17 protein-coding genes are annotated in these 19753 nt (G+C 69.5%); 6 read left to right on the top strand and 11 right to left on the bottom strand.

The window, feature by feature from the left end:
- Positions 1-21: 21 nt before the first annotated feature.
- Positions 22-528, bottom strand: coding sequence for a hypothetical protein (locus J4E04_RS09520; protein ID WP_222645328.1), 507 nt, complete (start codon positions 526-528; stop codon positions 22-24).
- Positions 525-2279: a proline--tRNA ligase gene (locus tag J4E04_RS09515; protein ID WP_490150403.1), complete on the bottom strand. Its 1755-nt coding sequence runs from the start codon at positions 2277-2279 to the stop codon at positions 525-527. Before J4E04_RS09515 ends, J4E04_RS09520 begins: the two co-directional genes overlap by 4 nt.
- A 44-nt stretch (positions 2280-2323) precedes the next feature.
- On the opposite strand from J4E04_RS09515, the gene yaaA reads away from it, so the two are divergent.
- Positions 2324-3067, top strand: coding sequence for a peroxide stress protein YaaA (yaaA, locus tag J4E04_RS09510; RefSeq protein ID WP_056445002.1), 744 nt, complete (start codon positions 2324-2326; stop codon positions 3065-3067).
- Positions 3064-4290: a DUF2786 domain-containing protein gene (locus J4E04_RS09505; RefSeq protein ID WP_490150402.1), complete on the top strand. Its 1227-nt coding sequence runs from the start codon at positions 3064-3066 to the stop codon at positions 4288-4290. Before yaaA ends, J4E04_RS09505 begins: the two co-directional genes overlap by 4 nt.
- Here J4E04_RS09505 and J4E04_RS09500 read toward each other — a convergent pair.
- The 3 genes from J4E04_RS09500 to J4E04_RS09490 are packed head-to-tail and all read right to left on the bottom strand — an operon-like array spanning position 4281 to position 8697.
- The gene (locus J4E04_RS09500; protein ID WP_222630838.1) at positions 4281-5738 is read right to left on the bottom strand and encodes an MFS transporter; all 1458 of its coding nucleotides are present in this window, start codon (positions 5736-5738) and stop codon (positions 4281-4283) included. The two genes, J4E04_RS09505 and J4E04_RS09500, sit on opposite strands and share 10 nt — an antisense overlap.
- Before the next feature lie 8 nt (positions 5739-5746).
- On the bottom strand, positions 5747-6979 hold the full coding sequence (cobA, locus tag J4E04_RS09495) for a uroporphyrinogen-III C-methyltransferase (RefSeq protein WP_490150401.1): 1233 nt from the start codon (positions 6977-6979) through the stop codon (positions 5747-5749).
- Between the two features lie 35 nt (positions 6980-7014).
- Complete coding sequence (locus J4E04_RS09490) at positions 7015-8697, bottom strand: alkaline phosphatase D family protein (protein WP_027505066.1); 1683 nt, start codon at positions 8695-8697, stop codon at positions 7015-7017.
- Positions 8698-8848: 151 nt separating this feature from the next.
- Here J4E04_RS09490 and J4E04_RS09485 point away from each other — a divergent pair, with 151 nt between their 5' ends.
- Positions 8849-9265 carry a helix-turn-helix domain-containing protein gene (locus tag J4E04_RS09485; RefSeq protein WP_027505065.1) on the top strand — a complete coding sequence of 139 codons (417 nt, stop codon included), beginning with the start codon at positions 8849-8851 and terminating at the stop codon, positions 9263-9265.
- Positions 9266-9282: 17 nt separating this feature from the next.
- Here the strand turns inward: J4E04_RS09485 and J4E04_RS09480 are convergent, their stop codons facing one another.
- The 6 genes from J4E04_RS09480 to mqo form a co-directional block, all read right to left on the bottom strand.
- Positions 9283-9933 (bottom strand): pentapeptide repeat-containing protein, encoded by a 651-nt coding sequence (locus tag J4E04_RS09480; protein ID WP_222649197.1) that lies wholly within the window; start codon positions 9931-9933, stop codon positions 9283-9285.
- A 130-nt stretch (positions 9934-10063) separates the two neighbouring features.
- Positions 10064-11446 (bottom strand): cobyrinic acid a,c-diamide synthase CobB, encoded by a 1383-nt coding sequence (locus J4E04_RS09475; RefSeq protein ID WP_490150400.1) that lies wholly within the window; start codon positions 11444-11446, stop codon positions 10064-10066.
- Positions 11440-12060, bottom strand: coding sequence for a cob(I)yrinic acid a,c-diamide adenosyltransferase (gene cobO / locus J4E04_RS09470; protein ID WP_027505063.1), 621 nt, complete (start codon positions 12058-12060; stop codon positions 11440-11442). The genes J4E04_RS09475 and cobO overlap by 7 nt, the downstream gene beginning before the upstream one ends.
- A gap of 11 nt (positions 12061-12071) precedes the next feature.
- A complete protein-coding gene (locus J4E04_RS09465) occupies positions 12072-13973 on the bottom strand; it encodes a VWA domain-containing protein (RefSeq protein WP_490150399.1) in 1902 nt (633 codons plus the stop codon).
- A gap of 217 nt (positions 13974-14190) precedes the next feature.
- On the bottom strand, positions 14191-14676 hold the full coding sequence (locus J4E04_RS09460) for a GNAT family N-acetyltransferase (RefSeq protein WP_027505061.1): 486 nt from the start codon (positions 14674-14676) through the stop codon (positions 14191-14193).
- Positions 14677-14688: 12 nt separating this feature from the next.
- Complete coding sequence (mqo, locus tag J4E04_RS09455; RefSeq protein WP_081821172.1) at positions 14689-16248, bottom strand: malate dehydrogenase (quinone); 1560 nt, start codon at positions 16246-16248, stop codon at positions 14689-14691.
- Between the two features lie 158 nt (positions 16249-16406).
- Here mqo and J4E04_RS09450 point away from each other — a divergent pair, with 158 nt between their 5' ends.
- From J4E04_RS09450 to J4E04_RS09440, 3 genes are read left to right on the top strand one after another with little or no spacing between them, the layout of a single operon-like run.
- Positions 16407-17447, top strand: a complete 1041-nt coding sequence (locus tag J4E04_RS09450) for an alpha/beta hydrolase (protein ID WP_490150398.1) — start codon at positions 16407-16409, stop codon at positions 17445-17447.
- Positions 17444-18853, top strand: a complete 1410-nt coding sequence (gene mtr, locus J4E04_RS09445; RefSeq protein WP_490150397.1) for a mycothione reductase — start codon at positions 17444-17446, stop codon at positions 18851-18853. The genes J4E04_RS09450 and mtr overlap by 4 nt, the downstream gene beginning before the upstream one ends.
- Positions 18854-18864: 11 nt before the next feature.
- Positions 18865-19698 (top strand): RCC1 domain-containing protein, encoded by an 834-nt coding sequence (locus J4E04_RS09440; protein ID WP_490150396.1) that lies wholly within the window; start codon positions 18865-18867, stop codon positions 19696-19698.
- Positions 19699-19753 lie beyond the last annotated feature (55 nt).

Below are 19753 nucleotides of genomic sequence, written 5' to 3'. Positions count from 1 at the left end.
TCCGCCGGTCGGGACCTCGACTCAGGGCTGATCGGTCACGGCGGCGACGATCACCGCGGTGCCCGCGGTCCACGACGCCGCGGCGAGCCGTGGGTGACCGTCGACCATGTCCTGCACCGCCGTCCACGTCGCCCCGTCGGCGTCACCGGTGACCACCACGGCGGTCCCGGGTCGACCGAGCACCAGCGCCCACTCGAGGTACTGCACGGCCTCGGCCGCACCGGCCCTCGAGACGTCGGCGGACACCACACCGAAGGTCGTGTCGTCGTCCGTGCGGAGCTGCGGCAACGATCCGGCGGGATCGCCGGCGACGATCTCCACCCGGCCTCGTGCCGCCTCCGCGTCGGCCCGGACGGCCGCGACACTCTCGTCCGCGGCGAGCACCACGACGGATCCGCGCTCGCCGACCGCGTCGGCCGCGAGAGCGGCCGAGCGCCCGTGTGTCGGCGCGATCAGCAGGACTCGGCGAGCGTCGACGAGCCGGGTCAGGACGGCAGGGAGAGACTCGCTCGACGACGAGGTGCTCACACGGGTCGCCCGACCGCGCGCAGGACCTCCCGGCCCGCCGACTCGGCCGGAACGTCGCGAGCCTCACCGGTGAAGCGATCCTTCAGCTCGACGGTGCCGTCCGCCCAGCCGCGACCGAGGACGACGACGAGCGGCACACCGATCAGCTCGGAGTCCTTGAACTTCACACCGGGAGACACCTTGGGACGGTCGTCCAGGACGACCTCGAGTCCGTGCGCGTCGAGTTCGACGGCGAGCGCCTCGGCACCCTCGCGCGCGCCCACGTCCTTGTTGGCGATGACGATGTGCACGTCGGCGGGTGCGACGGACGCGGGCCACCGCAGACCCTTGTCGTCGTGCATCTGCTCGGCGATGACAGCCACCAGGCGGGACACGCCGACGCCGTACGAGCCCTGGAGCAGGCGGGTGGGCTTGCCGTTCTCGCCGAGGACGTCGACCGCGAAGGCGTCGGTGTACTTGGTACCGAGCTGGAAGATGTGGCCGATCTCGATGCCGCGAGCGGACACCAGTGCGCCGCGGCCGTCCGGAGAGGGATCACCGTCGCGCACCTCGGCGGCCTCGATGGTGCCGTCCGCGACGAAATCGCGGCCCGCGACCAGATCGACGACGTGCTTGCCCTTCTCGTTCGCGCCGGTGATCCACGCCGTACCGTCGACGACGCGAGGGTCGACGAGGTAACGCACGTCGTTGTCCTGCAAGGCCTTCGGTCCGATGTACCCCTTGACGAGGAACGGATTGGCGGCGAAGTCCGCGTCGCCCAGCATGACGAACTCGGCAGGGGCGAGGGAGGCCTCGAGGCGCTTCTCGTCCACGTCACGATCACCGGGAACGCCAATGGCGAGCAGTTCCCACTCACCGCCGGGGATGCGTGTCTTGAGCAGCACGTTCTTGAGCGTGTCCGCCGCGGTGACCGTGCGGCCGAGATCCGCACCGTTCGCCCAGTCGACGAGCGTCGCGATGGTCGGGGTGTCGCCGGTCTCGTGCACCGTCGGTTGCGGCAGGCCCTCGAGGGGGATCGACGGCGGAGCCGGCGTCGTGACGGCCTCGACGTTCGCGGCGTACCCGGACTCGACACACCGCACGTAGGTGTCCTCGCCGACGACCGATTCCGCGAGGAATTCCTCGGACGCGCTCCCGCCCATCGCACCGGACGTGGCCGCGACGATGACATAGCTGACACCGAGGCGCTCGAAGATTCGCTGGTACGCCTCGCGGTGGGCCTCGTAGGAGGTCTTCAGACCCGCCTCGTCCAGATCGAACGAGTACGAGTCCTTCATGACGAACTCACGGCCGCGCAGAATGCCGGCCCGCGGACGCTCCTCGTCGCGGTACTTGGTCTGGATCTGGTACAGCGTGACCGGCAGGTCCTTGTAGGAGCTGTACTCCCCCTTGACCGTCAGCGCGAAGAGCTCCTCGTGCGTCGGCCCGAGCAGCATGTCGACGCCCTTGCGATCCTTGAGCCGGAACAGCCCGTCGCCGTACTCGGTCCAGCGGTTGGTCACCTCGTACGGTTCGCGCGGCAGCAGCGCCGGCAGCGAGATCTCCTGGCCACCGATCGCGTTCATCTCCTCGCGCACCACCTGCTCGACGCGGCGCAGCACCCGGAGCCCGAGCGGCAGCCACGAGTACACACCGGGAGCGATGCGGCGGACGTAGCCGGCGCGCACCAGGAGCTTGTGGCTCGGTACCTCGGCATCGGCGGGATCGTCGCGGAGCGTGCGCAGGAACAGGTGGGACAGACGGGTGATCACAGGCGCACAGCCTAGTCCGTGGGTGTGTCGGTACCGTTCCTGCCGTGCTCGTTCTTCTGCCACCGTCCGAAACCAAGTCCGCGGGCGGCCGCGGTGATCCGCTCGATCTCGACCGGCTGTGGCTTCCGCAGCTCACCGACGTCCGATCGACGCTGGTGAACGCTCTCGTGTCGCTCGCCGACGATCCCGCGGCCTCCCGCACGGCCCTGGGACTCTCGCCGAAGCAGGACGACGAGATCGAGCGCAATGCGGCCCTGACGGTCTCGGCGACGAGACCGGCTCTCGAGCGCTACACCGGAGTGTTGTTCGACGCGTTGGACGCGGCATCGTTCACCCGGGCGCAGAAGGCCAAGGCTCGGCAGCGCCTCGCGATCGGGTCCGCCCTCTTCGGTGCGGTGCGAGCGGACGATCCGGTTCCGGCGTACCGGCTCTCGGGCGGGTCCGCACTGCCCGGGCTCCCCACGCTCCGCGCCCTGTGGAAGCCGGTGCTGCCCGCGGCGGTCACCGCCGCGGCCGACGGTCTCGTCGTCGATCTGCGCTCGGGAATCTACCGCGACCTGGGCCCCATACCCGGCGCGGTCACCGCCACCGTGCTCACCGAGCAACCCGACGGATCCCGCACCGTCGTCAGCCATTTCAACAAGCATCACAAGGGACTGCTGGCACGGGCGCTGACCGTCACCCGCGCGGAACCCACGAGCGCACGGGCCGTCGCCGCGGTCGCCGTCCGTGCAGGACTCCGAGCCGAGGTCGCATCGCCGACCGAGGTGATCGTGCTGACCGAATGAACCCGGTCCCGGAACTGCTGCAGCGCGGCGCCGATGCCGCCGTCGGTCGCACCGCCTCGCAACGCGTGGTGGACGACGTCGCGGACCAGTTGGTCGCCTGCACCGACGCGGATCCCCTCGCTCAGGGGTCCGTCACGCTCCTGTCCACGATCACGGCGCTGTACGAGGAGGGGTGGCAACCGCTCGACCTGCTGCACGTCGTCCGCCGCCACTGCACCGCCGAGGTCACCGGACTCGCCGCGGCGGCCCTCCTGCACGAGGCCGAACTCTCCGACGCCACCTCGCGCGCACCCGAGAGCTGGGTGCGCCAGGTCGAGGCGATCCGGGCGCTGCGCCCGGACGTCGAGTCGCCCGTCGACGCGTCTCCGAGTCTGCTCGCCGCGCGTCTGCGCCTCGGCGGTGCGTCCGACTACATCGCCGTCAGTGACCAGTGGATCGCCGTGCTCACGCTGCTCGGGCGGTGGCAGAGCCTGCCCCGACTCACCCGGATCGGCGCGCTGCCGTCGCAGTGGCCGTCGGCCCGGACCGCACACCTGCTGCCGCCCGACACCGTCGTCGGGTCCGGCATGCTCGGGCGCATCAGGGGGCTTCTCGCCAAGGCGGACTCGACCGAGTTCGAGGAGGAGGCCGATGCGTTCACCGCGAAGGCGCAGGAACTGATGACGAAGTACTCCGTCGACACCCTCGTGCTCGCCGAGGGCCGGACCGACGTCGTGAGCAGGCGTGTGCACGTCGACAATCCGCACGCGGATGCGCGTGCCCAATTGCTGCACGTGGTGGCGACGGTCAACCGCACCCGGGTGGTCTGGGACACCGATCACGCCCTCGCGACGGTGGTGGGTGCACCCGTCGACGTGGAGCAGACCGAGATGCTCTTCACCTCCCTCTCGGTGCAGGCGGCGCGCGCTCTGGCTCGCGCTCCCCGACCGGCTCGGCGGAAGAAGGCGGCATCCGGGTTCGACACCGCGTTCCTGTGGGCCTACGCCGTGCGGCTGGGTGAACGCCTCGCCGAGTCGGACGCGCTGGCCCTCGAGGAGGCGAGTCGACGGTCCGGCGATCTGCTGCCGATGCTGGCGACGCAGACGGTGGCCGTCGAGGCAGAGGTCGAGCGACTGTTCCCGGCCACCCGGTCGGTCCGTGGACCCCGGCTGGACCTCGCGGGATGGGAGTCCGGGCGCGCGGCGGCGAACGAGGCGGACCTGCCCGCCGACCGTCAGCGGTGAACCGCGTCCTGGGCTGCCTTGGCCTGGGCGACGTCGGCCGCGCTGTAGCGGATGAACAACGCCGAGACGGCGGCGACCGCGGCGAGAACGGCGCAGCCGAGAAGAGCGAACGTGTAGCCCTCTCCCAACGCGACGATCTCCGGCCGGGTCATGTCGACGGCCGAGCCCGTCCGACCGCCCAGTGAGAGCGTCTTCGACGCCGCCATCGCGCTGACCACAGCGAGGCCGAGTGGGCCACCCAGGTTCTGCGCGACGAGCGAGATGGCGGTGAGTGGCCCGATGTTCTTCTGGTCGACGTTGGCGATCGCGCAGAGCGGGAGGGCGATGACCGCCAGTCCGACGCCGAAACCGATGCCGCCGATGGGGAGGAACAGGTTCTTCCAGTACGTCGACTCCACCGTGATGGTCGACGCGAAGATCAGGTACCCGACGGTGAGGACCGCGCCGGTCGCGATGATCCAGCGTGGTGCGACCCGCGGCGCCAGCCACGACGACGCGACGGCGGCGAGCGCCATGCCGCCACCGAACGGGATGAACGAGATGCCGGCGCGCAGCGGGCTGTAGTCCAACACGTCCTGGACGAACACCGCGACGATCACGGTCATCGCGAACAGGGCGCCGCCGGAGAAGAAGATGGCGACGAAGGTGGCGACGCGGTCCCGGTCGCGGAAGAGTTCGAAGGGCAGCAGTGGGTTCCTGGCGCGCCGCTCGACGGTGAGGAACGCGAGCAGCAGGAACAGACCGACGACGATCGCGGTGAGGGTGACGACGTCCGTCCAGCCTCGTTCCGGACCCTCGACGATGCCGAACACGACACCGGTGGATCCGAGCGTCGCGAGGATCGCCCCCGGCACGTCGAGGGGTGCCCGTTCGCCGGCCGTCTCGGTGAGCGCGCGCCATCCCAGGGCCAGGATCGCGAGACCGATCGGCACGTTGATGAGGAAGATCCACCGCCACGAGACCTCGGTGAGCGCGCCGCCGATGATGAGACCGGAGAAGGAGCCGACACCGGTCATGGCCGCGTAGATGGCGATGGCCTGATTGCGGACGGGCCCCGGCGCGAACGTGGTGGCCACCAGTGCGAACGCCGTGGGCGACGCGACCGCGGCGCCGGCGCCTTGGATCACGCGGGCCAGCACCAGCATCGCCTCGTTCTGCGCGAGTCCGCAGGCCGCGGACGCCACCGTGAACAGCGCGACTCCGACGAGGAACATGCGCTTGCGTCCGAAGGCGTCGCCCATGCGCCCGCCGAGGAGCATGAGCCCGCCGAAGGCCAGGACGTACGACGAGACCACCCAGTTGCGACCGGCATCGCTGAGGCCGAGTTCGGCCTGCAGCGGAGCGAGCGCGAGGTTCACCACGGTGCCGTCGAGCACGGCCATCAACTGCATGCCGCTGAGCGCGATGATCGCGAGTCCGAAGGCCCGCTCGGTCACGGGATAGGTCATCGGCCGGGTCACGAGGCTGCGCCGATCACGGCCGCGGCGTCGAATCCCGCCACCGGTCCGATGACGATGATGGCCGGGGGGCGCACGTTCTCCGCACGCACCCGCTCGGCGACGGTGGTCAGATCTGCCCGCACCACCCGCTGCGACCGCGTCGTGCCCTCCTGGACCACCACGACCGGCGTGTCCGCGGGGCGCCCGTTCTCGACGAGCACGTCCGCGAAGGCTCCGATGCGCTCGACCGCCATGAGCAGCACGATCGTGCCGCGCAGCCGGCCCAGGGACGGCCAGTCGATCAGGGAGTCCGGGTGATCCGGGCGCAGATGACCGCTGACGACGACGAACTCGTGCGTGACGCCACGATGGGTGACCGGGATACCGGCGGCGGACGGCACCGAGATGGCGCTGGTGATGCCGGGAACGACGGTGACGGGAATGCCCGCTGCGGTGCACGCCTCGAGTTCCTCGTATCCGCGACCGAAGACGTAGGGATCGCCGCCCTTGAGTCGGACCACGAACCGGCCGGCGCGGGCATGCGTGATCAACGCGTCGTTGATGGCCTCCTGTGCCATGAACCGGCCGTACGGGATCTTCGACGCGTCGATCACCTCGACGTGCGGTCCCAGTTCGGCCAACAGCTCGGGCGGCGCGAGACGGTCGGCCACCACCACGTCGGCACGCGCCAGCAGGCGGCGTCCCCGCACGGTGATGAGGTCCGGGTCTCCCGGTCCACCGCCCACGAGTGCGACCCCCGCGATCGACTTCTCCGGTGCGTCCGCGATGGCCCCGGACTGCAGCCCGTCCAGCACGGCGTTGCGCACGGCGGCGGACCGGCGATGCTCTCCGCTGGCGAGCACGCCGACGGTCAGACCGTCGTACTCCGCGCTGGCAGGCGTGACCGCCGTGCCGTCTCTCGCCACGTCCGCGCGCACGCAGAAGATCCGGGAGCGCGCCGCTTCCGCGACGATGGCCGCGTTGGTCTCGGCCTCGTCGGTGCAGGCGATGGCGTACCAGGCCTCGTGCAGATCGCCGTCGCGATAGTCGCGCAGCTCCAGCTCGATCTGACCGAAGCTCGCCATGCCCTCGACGGCCGGGGTGGCCTCGCGGGTGATGACGACGACCTTCGCGCCGCACGACACCAGCAGCGGGAGCCGCCGCTGCGCGACACTGCCCCCACCGACGACGACCACGCGACGACCGGCCAGATCGAGCCCTGCGAGGTAGGGAGAATCGGTCGCGTCCACGTCGGAAGACCCTACCTGTCGTGGCACGGGCACGATCAGCGCTGCCGCACCCCGGACGGCGTGAGGTCGTAGCGAGCCGTGGTGCTGAGCGTCTGACGCCCGTTCACCACCGCAGCGTGGTTCACCTCGAGACGCAGCGCTTGCGAGTCCGTGGTCAACGACATCACCCCGTTGTCGAACCAGGGACCCGCCTCCGTGCTCCACTCCGCGTGCACGGGTTCCGCCTTGGCTCCGCGCGCCAGGCGCGCGAGCATCCTCGCCACCGGGCGACGGATCGCCAGGCGGTTGACCGCCCGGATCGGCAGGTTCAGTGGATTACGGAACGGCGACATCGTCAGCTGGTACAGAGACGTCGACGTCGACACGCGGGTCTCCGCCTTCGCGACGTAGGAGCAGTGCACGTCACCCGACAACCACACGACCGACTTCGGCGCGTCCGGCCCCACGACCACCTCGTCGACCAGATCCACCATGTCGCCGAACGACTTTCCGAACGCGGCCCAGTGCTCGAGATCGAGCGCGATACGCAGCTTCTCCCCGATCCGACCGAACCGCTTCCCCCACGCGCCCTGCGCCACCGCTTCGTTCCACTGCTCCACCGCGTGCAGCCCCGGAAGCATGAGGAAGGGCAGCGAGGAACCCAGGAGCACGTGCTCCTTGCCCGACTTCAGCGTGTGCTCGCGCACCCATGCCCACTCGACGTCGTCGACCATGGCCCTGCGCTCGGGCGACAGGTCACGCGAACATCGGCTGTCGATCATCACCAGACGCGTGTTGCCGATGTCGCGGTGATAGCTCCAGCGCGCCGAGGACGGTTCCGCGTCCGCCTTCAGGGCGAACTCGGCGAGCAGCGTCTCACGCTCGGAGTCGCTCGCGGCGGATCGCACGGCCGCGTACATCGCGTCGTCCTCGAGTTCGCGCGGGGACAGGTTGCCCAGGTGTTGGTAGACCCAGTACGAGGAGAAGGCGCCGATCACGCGGTCCTCCCACCAGGACGCCTGTGTCACCTCCGCGCGCCAGTCCGCGGAGGAGTTCCAGTCGTCCCGCAGATCGTGGTCGTCGAGGATCATGCACGTCGGGACCGTGGCCATCAGTTGGCGGACGCGGTCGTCGCCCCACGACTCCTGGTAGAGCCAGGTGTACTCCTCGAAGTCGCAGATCTCGTCCTCGACCTCCTCCGAGCGGGCGCCGGCAGCACGTTCGCCGGCCTCGCGCCGGGCGTGCAGGCGCTCGACGATCTCGGGCGACGGATCGTCCGCGTAGACCTGATCGCCGAGGAAGACCAGGAGATCCGGCCAGGTGTCGGGCTCTTCGCTCGCGACGCGGTCGGCGAGCCCGACCAGCGCGTCGGCACCGATGCGCGTCAGCGCCTCGTCGCTGTAGGTGTCACCCCGCCGACAGGATCCGAAAGCGACGGTGACGGGCTCGTCGTCGCACATCGTGTGCACGACGGCCCGGCGGTCGGGAGTGGGCCACACCTGCTCGCCGTCGATCGCGACGGTGTAGTCGACGAGGGAGTTCTGCGGCAGATCCTCGACGGCGACGAGGGCGTAGTGGTGCCCGTGGAGACCCCACGTGCGCTCGTCCACCGAGGCGCCCGAGGACGTGGTGACCGTGACGGTGCAGGAGTGCGACGTCTCCACCCAGAAGGTCGCGCGATCGGTACTGACGTAGCGGACGAACGGCCCCAGGATCAGTCTCTGGTCGATGTCGGTCATTCGATCCAGATTGCCACCAATGCCCGATTTCCGCGCCGTTCACCGGCAACCTGTCGGAAAAGTCTCCCGACGACATGTCCGGGAAAAGCCGCCACGGGGCACGTAGATGTCCCAATTGACGTGTGCGACAGGGGATGTTTACGTTGTTTGGATGACTGTGCGGATGTATTCGGTCGACGATGTCGCCGACATGCTGGGGCTGCACGTGCGCACCGTCCGCGGCTACGTGCGGTCCGGTCGCCTTCCCGCCGTCCGCATCGGCAAGCAGTACCGCATCTCCGGCGAGGACCTCGAGACGTTCACCGGGCAGGCCGCCTCCACACTGCGCACCGAGCATCGCGTCGAGGTCACCTCGATCGTCGACATCGACACCGTCGACCGCGAGACCGCGGATCGGCTGACCGCACTGCTCGCCAGAGCCACCGGGGACGCGCGACCCGACAGTGAACCGTTGCGCGTCAACACCGCCTACGACGCGCAACGCGACCGGCTCAAGGTAGTCGTCCTCGGCGCCCCGCGGGAGGTGTCACGGCTCCTGGACTACCTGGAGGGACTGCTCGCGGCGTGATCGGTGGACGACGTCGATCAACTACCGAAGAGCCCACCGGGCACAGGTGCCGGAACGGGAAGGGGGGTTGCCGGACCCTCGGACACCGTGCAGGACGTGTCGAGGTTGCTCGCAGCCGACGGGTCGGTACCGAAGATGTTGGCGCCGCACACCTGGGCGCCGAAGAACTTCGTGCCCGCGAACCGAGCATGCGACAGATCAGCGTCTCGCAGGTAGGACACGGTGAAATCCGTGCCGCTCAAGCCCGTCCGCGTCAGATCTGCCTGATCGAGCATCGTGTCCGACAGTGCTGCATTCGTCAGGTCGGCGTTCGCCAGCGACGCGTGATGGAAGTCCGCGCGGCCGAAGGACGAGCCCGCGAGATTCGCACCCCGCAGATTCGCGCCGGTGAAGCGGCCGCCGAATCCGACCACGCCGGACAGGTCCGCTCCACTGAGGTTCGAGCCCGAGAAGTCGGCTCCCGACAGATTCAAGCCCGCGAGATCCGCGCCGCTCAGGTCCATACCGGTGCAGACCGTGCCGTCTGCCGGCGAGGTGATCACGCACCCTTTGATCTCGGTGGCACCGGCTGCGGCCGGTGACGCCACGGCCAGCGCCGCCGCTGCGACGACGACGGATCCGACACTCGCCCACGAGACGCGTGCGCTACCGAACATTCTGCTGACCATGTGAAGGACCCTCTCGCCGGATGCACTCCCCAGGAAACCGGGTGCAAACAATCTTTCGGTATGTATCCGACCGACAGTAGACACCAGAAGTTTGTGAGATGCAACCAGACGGGCGCCGAGACGCTGTGGGTCAGTTCGGCCGGCAGGCCGCCACGAACCGAGCGAATCCCCGGGCCGTCGCCAGCGGATGGGTGTGCAGATACGACGCGTGCACCCGTCCGCCGGCGCCGACGGATCCCTCCTGCACGGTGCTGCCGTCGCGCCGCCAGGCCCACGCGGGTTCGAACGATCCCGACCGGACGACGTGGGTGCGGTGGAATTCGTGGCCGGTGATGCGCTGGCCGACGTCGAACATCACCGACCCCGTCAGCGCCACCGCGTCTCGATAGCCGAGGGTGAGCCGCGACCCGAACTCGACGTCGAGGTCGAGCACTGCCGCCATGCGGTGCCCGTCCAGCGAGGTGGCCAGGTACAGGAGGCCCGCACACTCACCGTGCACCGGCCACCCGGCGTCGGCTAGAGCCCGGATGTCGTGCAGCAGTGGCTCGTTGGCGGCCAGCTCGGCGGCGTGGAGCTCGGGGAAGCCGCCGGGAACGACCAGGCCGGTGGCACCCTCGGGCAACCGGTCGTGGCGCGGATCGAACACCGCCACGTCCGCTCCCGCGGCACGCAGCACCTCCGGTTGCTCGGCGTAGCCGAACGTGAACGCCGGGCCACCGGCGACGGCGACCACCGGACGCGGACCCTCGATCCGCACCCCCACCGCGGCGTCCGGACTCCACGGCTCCGCCGTCGGAACCTGCGCCGTCGCCGCGATGCGAGCGAGAGCGTCGACGTCGACATGGCGCGACACCAGCTCGGTCATCGCCGCGACGGCGTCGACCGCGGCGGAGCCGTGCTCGGCTGCGGTCACCAGGCCGAGGTGACGCGACGGCACCTCGAGCGCGCCGGCGCGAGGCACCGACCCGATCACGGGAATGCCGACCCGGTCGCAGGCCTGTCGCAGCACCGCCTCGTGTCGCTCACTGCCGACCCGGTTCAGGATCACCCCGGCGACGCGGACCGAGGGGTCGTACGTCGAGAACCCGTGGACCAGCGCGCCGATGCTCTGGCTGTGCCCTCGCGAATCCACCACCAGGATCACCGGCGCACCGATCGCGGCGGCGACCGCGGCCGTGGACCCCTCCGCAGCGGGTTCGGTGGCGTGGGGGTCGATGCGACCGTCGAAGAGACCCATGACGCCCTCGACGACCGCGATGTCGCAACCGCTCGCACCCCAGCGCAGCGCGGGCACCATCGTGTCGCGGCCCGTCATGACGGCGTCGAGGTTGCGACCGGGCCGTCCTGCTGCGACGGCGTGGTACCCGGGATCGATGTAGTCCGGGCCGACCTTGAACGGAGCAACCCGCCGGCCGGCGGCGCGCAGTGCGCCCATGATGCCTGTGGCGATGGTGGTCTTTCCGCTGCCGGACGAGGGGGCCGCGATGACGACGGCGGGCAGGTCGTTCACCATTCGATGCCGCGCTGACCCTTGCGACCCGCGTCCATGGGGTGCTTGATCTTCGACATCTCGGTGACCAGATCGGCGGCGTCGAGCAGCGCGGTGGGTGCGTTGCGGCCCGTGATGACGACGTGCTGGTTGCCGGGCCGGTCGGTGAGGGTGCGCACCACGTCGTCGACGTCGATCCACCCCCAGTGCAGCGGATAGGTGAACTCGTCGAGGACGTAGAAGCGGTGCCGTTCGTCGCGGATGCGCGCCGCGATCTCCGCCCACCCTTCGCGTGCGTCCTCGGCATGGTCGACCTCGTCGCCGCGCTTGCGCGACCAGGACCATCCCGAGCCCATCTTGTGCCACTCCACGGCGCCGCCGACGCCGGTCTCGTCGTGCAGATCACCGAGGGTGCGGAACACCGACTCCTCGCCGACCTTCCACTTCGCGCTCTTGACGAACTGGAAGACCGCGACGTCGAAGCCCTGGTTCCAGGCGCGCATCGCCATGCCGAACGCGGCGGTGGACTTCCCCTTACCGGGGCCCGTGTGGACGGCGAGGATGGGGAGGTTGCGACGCTGCCTGGTGGTCAGGCCGTCGTCGGGAACGGTGCCGGGTGCCGGAACTCCCTGTGGCATGGACGATCTCCTCAGGCTGCGGCCCGGACGACGCCGGCCACGCTCGCCGACGACAGTTCGGGCAGTGAGATGTAGGTGCCGCGCAGGGCGGTCGCGAGGTCACGGGCGAGTCCGAGGCGAACCATGCCGGACTCGCAGTCGACGACCACGGAGGCCACCTTGTCCGCGGCCAGCAGTGCGGCGGCGTGACGGGCTCGTCCCACCGGATCGGGTCCACCGGTGGCTCGGCCGTCGGTCAGGGTGACGACGAGGGCACGACGCCCCGGCTCCCGGACCCGCTCACGTGCGACGACGTCGCGTGTCGTCAGGAAGCCCGAGGCGAGCGGCGTTCTGCCACCGGTGCGTACGTCGCGGAGTCGGGCGACGGCGACGTCCACCGACCGGGTCGGCGGGAGGATCACCTCCGCGTCGCTGCCCCGCACCGAGACGACGGCGACGCGGTCGCGGCGTCGATAGGCGTCGCGCAGCAACGACACGACGGCACCAGTGACCGCCGACAGGCGGTCGCGCGCCGCCATCGAGCCGGAGGCGTCGACGACGAAGACGATCAGATTGCCTTCGCGCCCTTCGCGATCGACGCCGCGCAGATCACCGCCCGCGATGGACAACCGGCCGGACTCGGCCGCTCCCCTGCGCTCCGCGGCACGCATCAGAGTGCCGACGAGATGGAGTGAGCCGCCGGTGAAGTCGGTCGCACGCACGACACGACCCGAGGACACCCGCGCGCGTGAGCGACGGCCGGGTGCGCCGTCGCCGACACCGTCGATCTGCAGGAGCCGGGCATCGTAGCCGTCCCCGGACGCGGCGGTTCCGGAGCTGCCACCGGTCGACGGCCGCGGGGGCGGTTCGTCGGCCGACGGTGCATCGTCGGAGCTCGACTGTTCGGGAGCACCGTCCTCGGCAGCGGGATCGGGTGCGCCTCCGCCGTCGTCCGGGTCGGGATCGGGATCGGGCTCCGGTTCCGAACGTCGCACGTCCTCGTCCGCCTGCGACATCGCGTCGTCCAGCTCGCCGTCCGCGAGTCCGGGAGCATCGAACGGATCGCGCCGACGCCGATGGGGCAACGCCAGTTCGACGGCGACGCGCACGTCGTCCTCGGTCACCGTGGTGCCGCCCCGCCACGCGGCGTGAGCGGTCGCGGTGCGCGCGACGACGAGGTCACCGCGCATCCCGTCGACGTCGAAGGCCGCACACACGGCCGCGATACGACGCAGTTCCGAGTCGGGCAGCTCGACGTCGGCGACACGGTCCCGCGCACCGGCGATGCGGGCCGCGATCTCCGCGTCGGCGTCGGCATGCGCCTCGGCGAACGCGACGGCGTTGCGTTCGTAGTCGAGTCGGCGACGGACGACCGTCATCCGCGTGTCGACATCGCGGGAGGCGGCGACGTCCACGGCGAGGCCGAAGCGATCGAGCAGCTGCGGGCGCAGCTCCCCCTCCTCGGGGTTCATGGTGCCGACGAGCACGAAGGTCGACGGGTAGGAGTGCGAGATGCCGTCGCGCTCCACGTGTACACGGCCCATGGCTGCCGCATCGAGCAGCAGATCGACGAGATGATCGTGGAGAAGATTGACCTCGTCGACGTACAGAAGGCCACGGTCCGCGGACGCGAGCAAGCCGGGGGTGAAGGCGCGTTCGCCGTCGCGGACTATGCGCTCGAAGTCGATGGACCCGACGACGCGGTCCTCGGTCGCACCGACGGGCAGTTCGACGAGCCGAGCGGGCCGGGTGCCCGCCGAGTCCGTGACGGGAGGCATCAGCGCCGTCAGCGCACGCACGGCGGTCGATTTCGCCGTGCCCTTCTCACCGCGTACGAGCACGCCGCCGATGCCGGGGTGAACGGCACAGAGTGAGAGCGCCAACAGCAGTCGGTCCTGACCGACGATGGCAGAGAACGGATATCCGGGATTCACGCGTGTGGTCCTGTTCGACCTCGGTGACCGCGCCGAGGAGTCGAGACGAAGCTGCGCGTGGTCTCCTCACGCAGCAGTGACACGAACGCTCGGCGATCTGGCTCCGTGGTCCGACCTCCTGAAGGAGGCCGGACCACGTCACAGTGGCGGGACCGCGCCCGAGTCACACGGGCTTCTCCGAGACGTTCGTCGGTTGTTCAGTGTCGGTGCAGGCGAGTCAGTTCTTGTCGCCTTCGCTCCAGGGACTGCCGCCGCCGCGCCGCATGGGCGTGTGCGGGATGCCGTCCTCGAGGACTTCCTGGCCGTCCGGGTAGAAGCCGTGCTTTGCGTACATCTCCACCAGGTAGCTCTGCGCGTTGATGCGGCACGGGGACGACCCGACCTCCGCGAGCGCAGCCCGCAGCAGACGCGTGGTGTGGCCCTGCCCGCGCGAGGAGCGGTGCGTGCACAGGCGCCCGATGCGGAACGACTTCTCGCCGTCGTCGTGCTCCTCGAGGAGACGCAGTGTGCAGACCACGCTGCCGTCGCGCTCGAGCCAGAAGTGGCGGGTGTCGGAGAGCAGGTCCTTACCGTCGAGCTCGGGGTAGGCGCAGGCCTGCTCCACCACGAACACCTCCACGCGCAGCTTGAGCAGCTCGTAGAGGGTCTCGTTCGACAGGTCGAGTGCCCAGGATCGCTTGAGTGTTGCAGTCGCCGTCGTCATGTGATGGTGGTATCACACAGTTCCGGAGTGCGCGACCTGCCGGCCGGTGGCCGAGGTCGTGTCGAGCTGCAGCACTCGCGTGGTGTGCGACCAGATCTCGTCGAACAGACGCGGGTTCTCGGCCAGCTTGGTGCCCAGGGACGGAACCATGTCCTTGAGGGTCGGCTCCCACGAGCTGTACCTGTCGGAGAAGCAGCGCTTCAGCACGTCCAGCATCGCCGGCACGGCGGTGGACGCACCGGGTGACGCCCCGAGCAGGCCCGCGATGGTGCCGTCGCCCGCGTTGATCACGGCGGTGCCGAACTCGAGCACGCCGCCGCGACCCTTGCGACGGATCACCTGGACTCGCTGTCCGGCGGTGACCAGCTCGAAGTCCTTGCCTTGAGCGGACGGCATGAACTCCCGCAGCGTCTCCACGCGGTCGGTCTCGGACTGCAGCAGCTCGGTGACGAGGTACTTGGTGAGGGCCATCTCGGTGACACCGACACCGAGCATCGAGAACAGATTGTTCGGCTTGACCGAGTTGACGAGATCGGTCATCTTCCCCTGCTTGAGGAACTTGGGTGACCAGCCGGCGTAAGGCCCGAACAGGAGTCCGGGCTTGCCACCGATGACGCGGGTGTCGAGGTGCGGCACCGACATCGGGGGCGCACCGACCGAGGCCTTGCCGTACACCTTGGCGGAGTGCTGCTCGACGAGCTCGGGGGTGGTGCACCGCAGCCACTCACCGCTGACGGGGAAACCGCCGAAGCCCTTGGCCTCCGCGATGCCCGACTTCTGCAGGAGGTGCAGGGCGCCGCCGCCCGCGCCGACGAAGACGAACTTGGTGACGATCTTGCGCGTGACGCCGGTCCGCCCGTTGTAGACCTTGACGGTCCAGGTGCCGTCGGAGTTCTTGGACAGATCGCGGACCTCGTGTCCGAAGTTGACCGACGCGCCCTCCACCGCGAGGTGGTTGAGGAGCTGCTTGGTCAGTGCGCCGAAGTCGACGTCCGTGCCGCCGTCGGACCAGTTGAGCGCGATCGGATCACTGAAGTCGCGCCCCTTCGCCATCAGCGGGAGGCGACGGGCGAACTCGGTCTCGTCGTCGATGTACTCCATACCGGGGAACAGCGGGTTGCCCGAGAGCGCGTCGTACCGCGCTCGCAGGTACTTCACGTTGTCCTCGCCGTGCACGAAGCTGACGTGCGGGATGGGGTTGATGAAGTTCTTGGGGTCGGCGAGCACGCCGGCCTCCAGCGCGTGCGACCACCACTGCCGCGAGACCTGGAACTGCTCGTTGACGTTCAGCGCCTTGCTGATGTCGACGGAGCCGTCCTTGCCCTGCGGGGTGTAGTTGAGTTCGCAGAGGGCGGAGTGGCCCGTACCGGCGTTGTTCCACGGGTCGCTGCTCTCCGCGGCCGCGGCGTCGAGACGCTCGAAGACGGAGATGGACCACGTGGGCTCGACCTGACGGAGGAGCGTGCCCAGCGTGGCACTCATGATGCCCGCGCCGATCAGGACGACGTCGGTCCTCTCCACCTTCGATCCCGACTTGGTGCCGGACTGACTGTTCTGATCGTGTTCGCCCACTGCTGGATCGACTTCCTTCGTCCATCGGCACTCCCGACAGGGAGTGCGGTGCGGATGCTGCTGTCCGCGGCGCCGTGCCGCGTCACCGCGACGGTCGCCGTCTCTGTACCCGATTGTGCCCCTCGCCACCCCTGCGAAGCGGCCATTACTGTGTGAGTGTGACTACATGGGCGCCCGATGTACTCGGTGACGATTACGAGCAACTGACCATACCGCTCGGCTCCGACCCGGACGGCGAGGGCGAGGTGCGGGCCACACTCGTGCGCCTGACGCGGTCCGTGACGGGTTCCGCGACGCCGAAGGACGCAGTCCTCTACGTGCACGGTTTCACCGACTACTTCTTCCAGCGCCATCTGGCCGAGCACTTCGCCGATCTGGGACACGCGTTCTACGCACTCGATCTGCGCAAGTGCGGACGCTCCATCGGCGAGGGGCAGTCGCCGCACTTCGTGTCCGACCTGGCGCTGTACGACGAGGAACTCGACCGGGCGCTGGCGATCGTGCGCGAGGAGACGGGCGCCGAGGTCCTGATGGCGGCGCACTCGACGGGCGGCCTCATCGTCCCGCTGTGGCTCGATCGTCTCGAACGCACCCGAGGGGGCGCCGCTGCCGCCGGCATCTCCGGTCTGGTGCTGAACAGTCCGTGGTTCGACCTCCAGGGCCCGCCTCTGGTGCGCAGTGTCGGAACCGTCGCGATCGGTGTCCTGGGCCGCGTCGCTCCCCTGCGCGCGCTGCCGGGTCAGGGTCTGGACACCTACGGCCTCTCCATCAGCTCGGGTGGCAACGGCGAGTGGGACTACGACCTGTCGTGGAAACCGTTGGCAGGCTTCCCCATCAAGCTCGGCTGGATCCGCGCGGTCCGTCGCGGCCACGCGGAACTGCACCGGGGACTCGACATCGGCGTGCCGTCCCTCATCCTCCGATCCAAGGTCACGCGCTTCTCCAAGACGTACGTGCCGGACGTCGACGCCGCGGACGCCGTTCTCGACGTCCGACAGATCGCGCGGTGGGCGGGATGCCTGGGCAACCGCACGACGATCGTCCCGATCGAGGGCGCCCGCCACGACGTCTTCCTCTCCACACCCGAGCCGCTGGAACGCGCCTTCGCCGAGATGGACGACTGGCTGCGGCACCGCGGCAGCGGGTTGTCCGACGCGCCCTCGGGCGGCGACCACGCAGAACTGGCGACCGGATCGTGAGCGCCACGGAGGACACCGGGTCCGACGTCCAGCACTTCGACCTCGCGATCATCGGAACCGGGTCCGGTAACTCGATTCTCGACGAGCGCTTCGACGGGTCGAGCGTCGCGATGTTCGAGGAGTCCATCTTCGGCGGCACCTGCATCAACGTGGGATGCATCCCGACGAAGATGTTCGTCTACGCGGCGGAGGTGGCCCGCGCTGTCACCACGGCGTCGAAGTACGGCATCGACGCCCACATCGACAAGGTGCGGTGGACCGACATCGTGGACCGCGTCTTCGGCCGGATCGACCCCATCGCGGACGGCGGGGAGAAGTACCGCCGCGAAGGTTCGCCCAACGTGACGTTGTTCAGCAGCCACGCGCGCTTCGTCGGACCGCGCCGTATCGACACCGGTGACGGCCGTGTCGTCACCGCCGACAAAGTCGTCGTCGCGAGCGGCTCGCGTGCCACCGTCCCCGATTTCATCCGCGACAGCGGCGTCACGTTCCACACCAACGACGACATCATGCGGCTGCCGTCCCTTCCGGAGCGGCTGATCGTGCTCGGGTCGGGCTACATCGCCGCCGAGTTCGCGCACGTGTTCTCGGCCCTCGGCTCGCACGTGACGGTCCTGGCACGCAAGGAGCGCCTCCTCCGCAAATCGGATCTCGAGATCTCGCAGCAGTTCACCACGCTCGCGCAGGACAAGTGGGACGTCCGGCTCTCGGTCGATGCCACCGGTGTCCGTCAGGACGGCGACGACGTCGTGGTGTCCCTGTCGGACGGCACCGAGGTACGCGGGGACGCGCTGCTGGTGGCGATCGGTCGCGCTCCCAACGCCGATCAGCTCGGCGCCGACGAGGCGGGCATCGACCTGCACGACGACGGCCGCATCGCGGTCGACGAGTTCGGCCGCACGTCGGCCGAGGGCGTCTTCGCACTCGGCGACGTCTCGTCGCCGTACCAGCTCAAGCACGTCGCCAATGCCGAGGCGCGTGTGGTGCAGGAGAACGTCCTGAAGCCGTCGTGGGACGACACGACGGGGTGGAAGCGCTTCGATCACCGCTACGTCCCGTCCGCGGTGTTCACCGATCCGATGATCGCCGAGGTGGGGCTCACCGAGCAGGAGGCTCGTGACCAGGGATACGACATCGCGGTCAAGGTCCAGAAGTACGCCGACGTCGCGTACGGCTGGGCGATGGAGGACGACGAGGGTCTCTGCAAGGTGATCGCCGACCGCGCGACCGGCCGTCTGCTGGGCGCGCACATCATCGGTGAGCAGGCGCCGACCGTGATCCAACCGCTGATCCAGGCCCTCACGTTCGGGCAGTCCGTCCGCGACGTCGCACGGGGCCAGTACTGGATCCACCCGGCACTGCCCGAGGTGGTCGAGAACGCGCTCCTCGGACTCGATCTCGACTGATCGGACGCCGGGTGCGACAACACGCGGATGTCCTCGCCGCGGGACGTCGCCACTCCGTCGGACTGTGCGCCGACGGCTCGGTCACTCTCGCGGGTGACGTGACGGGTCACCGCGTCGAGGAATGGTCCGACGTGGTGGCCGTGGCCGCAGGGAACGTGCACACCGCTCGCAACACCGGACAGTCGCACACCGTGGGGCTGCGAGCCGACGGCTCTGTCGTGGCGACCGGCTGGAACGCGCACGGACAGTGCAACGTCACCGACTGGTCGCACATCGTGGGCGTTGCGGCGGGGTGGCGACGCACACTGGGTGTGGCTGCAGACGGCACCGTCAGGGCCGCAGGTCGCACCGACGAGGGTGCGTGTGAGGTGTCGTCGTGGGCCGGTGTCGTGGCGGTCGCTGCCGGGGACTGGCACTCCGTCGGACTGCGCTCGGACGGAACCGTGATCGCGGCAGGCACCGATTCGCGAGGTCAGTGTTCGGTGACAGAGTGGACGAACGTGCGGTCGGTCGCGGCGGGCCATCTCCATTCCGTCGCTCTGACCGTCGACGGAAGAGTGGCGATCGTCGGCGCGAGCGGTGGGAATGCGAACGACTGGGTCGGCGTCGTCGCGGTATCGGCCGGCAGTCGGCACACAGTGGGTCTGCTCGACGACGGTCACGTGGTCGCGGCGGGATACGACGATCAAGGTCAGTGCGATGTCGCGTCGTGGCGAGACATCGTCGCAGTGGCGGCCGGGTCGACGCACACCCTCGGGCTGAGGTCGGACGGCACCGTGATCGCGGCGGGCAACGGCGATGACGGGCAGTGCGACGTAGAAGACTGGCGTGTCCGTCTGGCGTGACATTCCTGGCCCGGAGTGTGTCGGTGGGGTGAGCTACCGTCTGATCTGGCGTCGG

Source organism: Rhodococcus sp. NFXS4, assembly GCF_058139645.1.
Note: the sequence above shows the minus strand (reverse complement) of the source record. Positions and strands in the feature narration are given on the sequence as shown.

What these genes read in the sequence shown, in the direction of transcription:
- J4E04_RS09490 (WP_027505066.1), bottom strand. Translation starts at nt 8,697, where the DNA reads ATGACCGACATCGACCAGAGACTGATCCTGGGGCCGTTCGTCCGCTAC.
- J4E04_RS09480 (WP_222649197.1), bottom strand. Translation starts at nt 9,933, where the DNA reads ATGGTCAGCAGAATGTTCGGTAGCGCACGCGTCTCGTGGGCGAGTGTC.
- J4E04_RS09460 (WP_027505061.1), bottom strand. Translation starts at nt 14,676, where the DNA reads ATGACGACGGCGACTGCAACACTCAAGCGATCCTGGGCACTCGACCTG.
- cobO (WP_027505063.1), bottom strand. Translation starts at nt 12,060, where the DNA reads ATGCCACAGGGAGTTCCGGCACCCGGCACCGTTCCCGACGACGGCCTG.
- J4E04_RS09505 (WP_490150402.1), top strand. Translation starts at nt 3,064, where the DNA reads ATGAACCCGGTCCCGGAACTGCTGCAGCGCGGCGCCGATGCCGCCGTC.
- J4E04_RS09475 (WP_490150400.1), bottom strand. Translation starts at nt 11,446, where the DNA reads ATGGTGAACGACCTGCCCGCCGTCGTCATCGCGGCCCCCTCGTCCGGC.
- J4E04_RS09485 (WP_027505065.1), top strand. Translation starts at nt 8,849, where the DNA reads ATGACTGTGCGGATGTATTCGGTCGACGATGTCGCCGACATGCTGGGG.
- J4E04_RS09500 (WP_222630838.1), bottom strand. Translation starts at nt 5,738, where the DNA reads ATGACCTATCCCGTGACCGAGCGGGCCTTCGGACTCGCGATCATCGCG.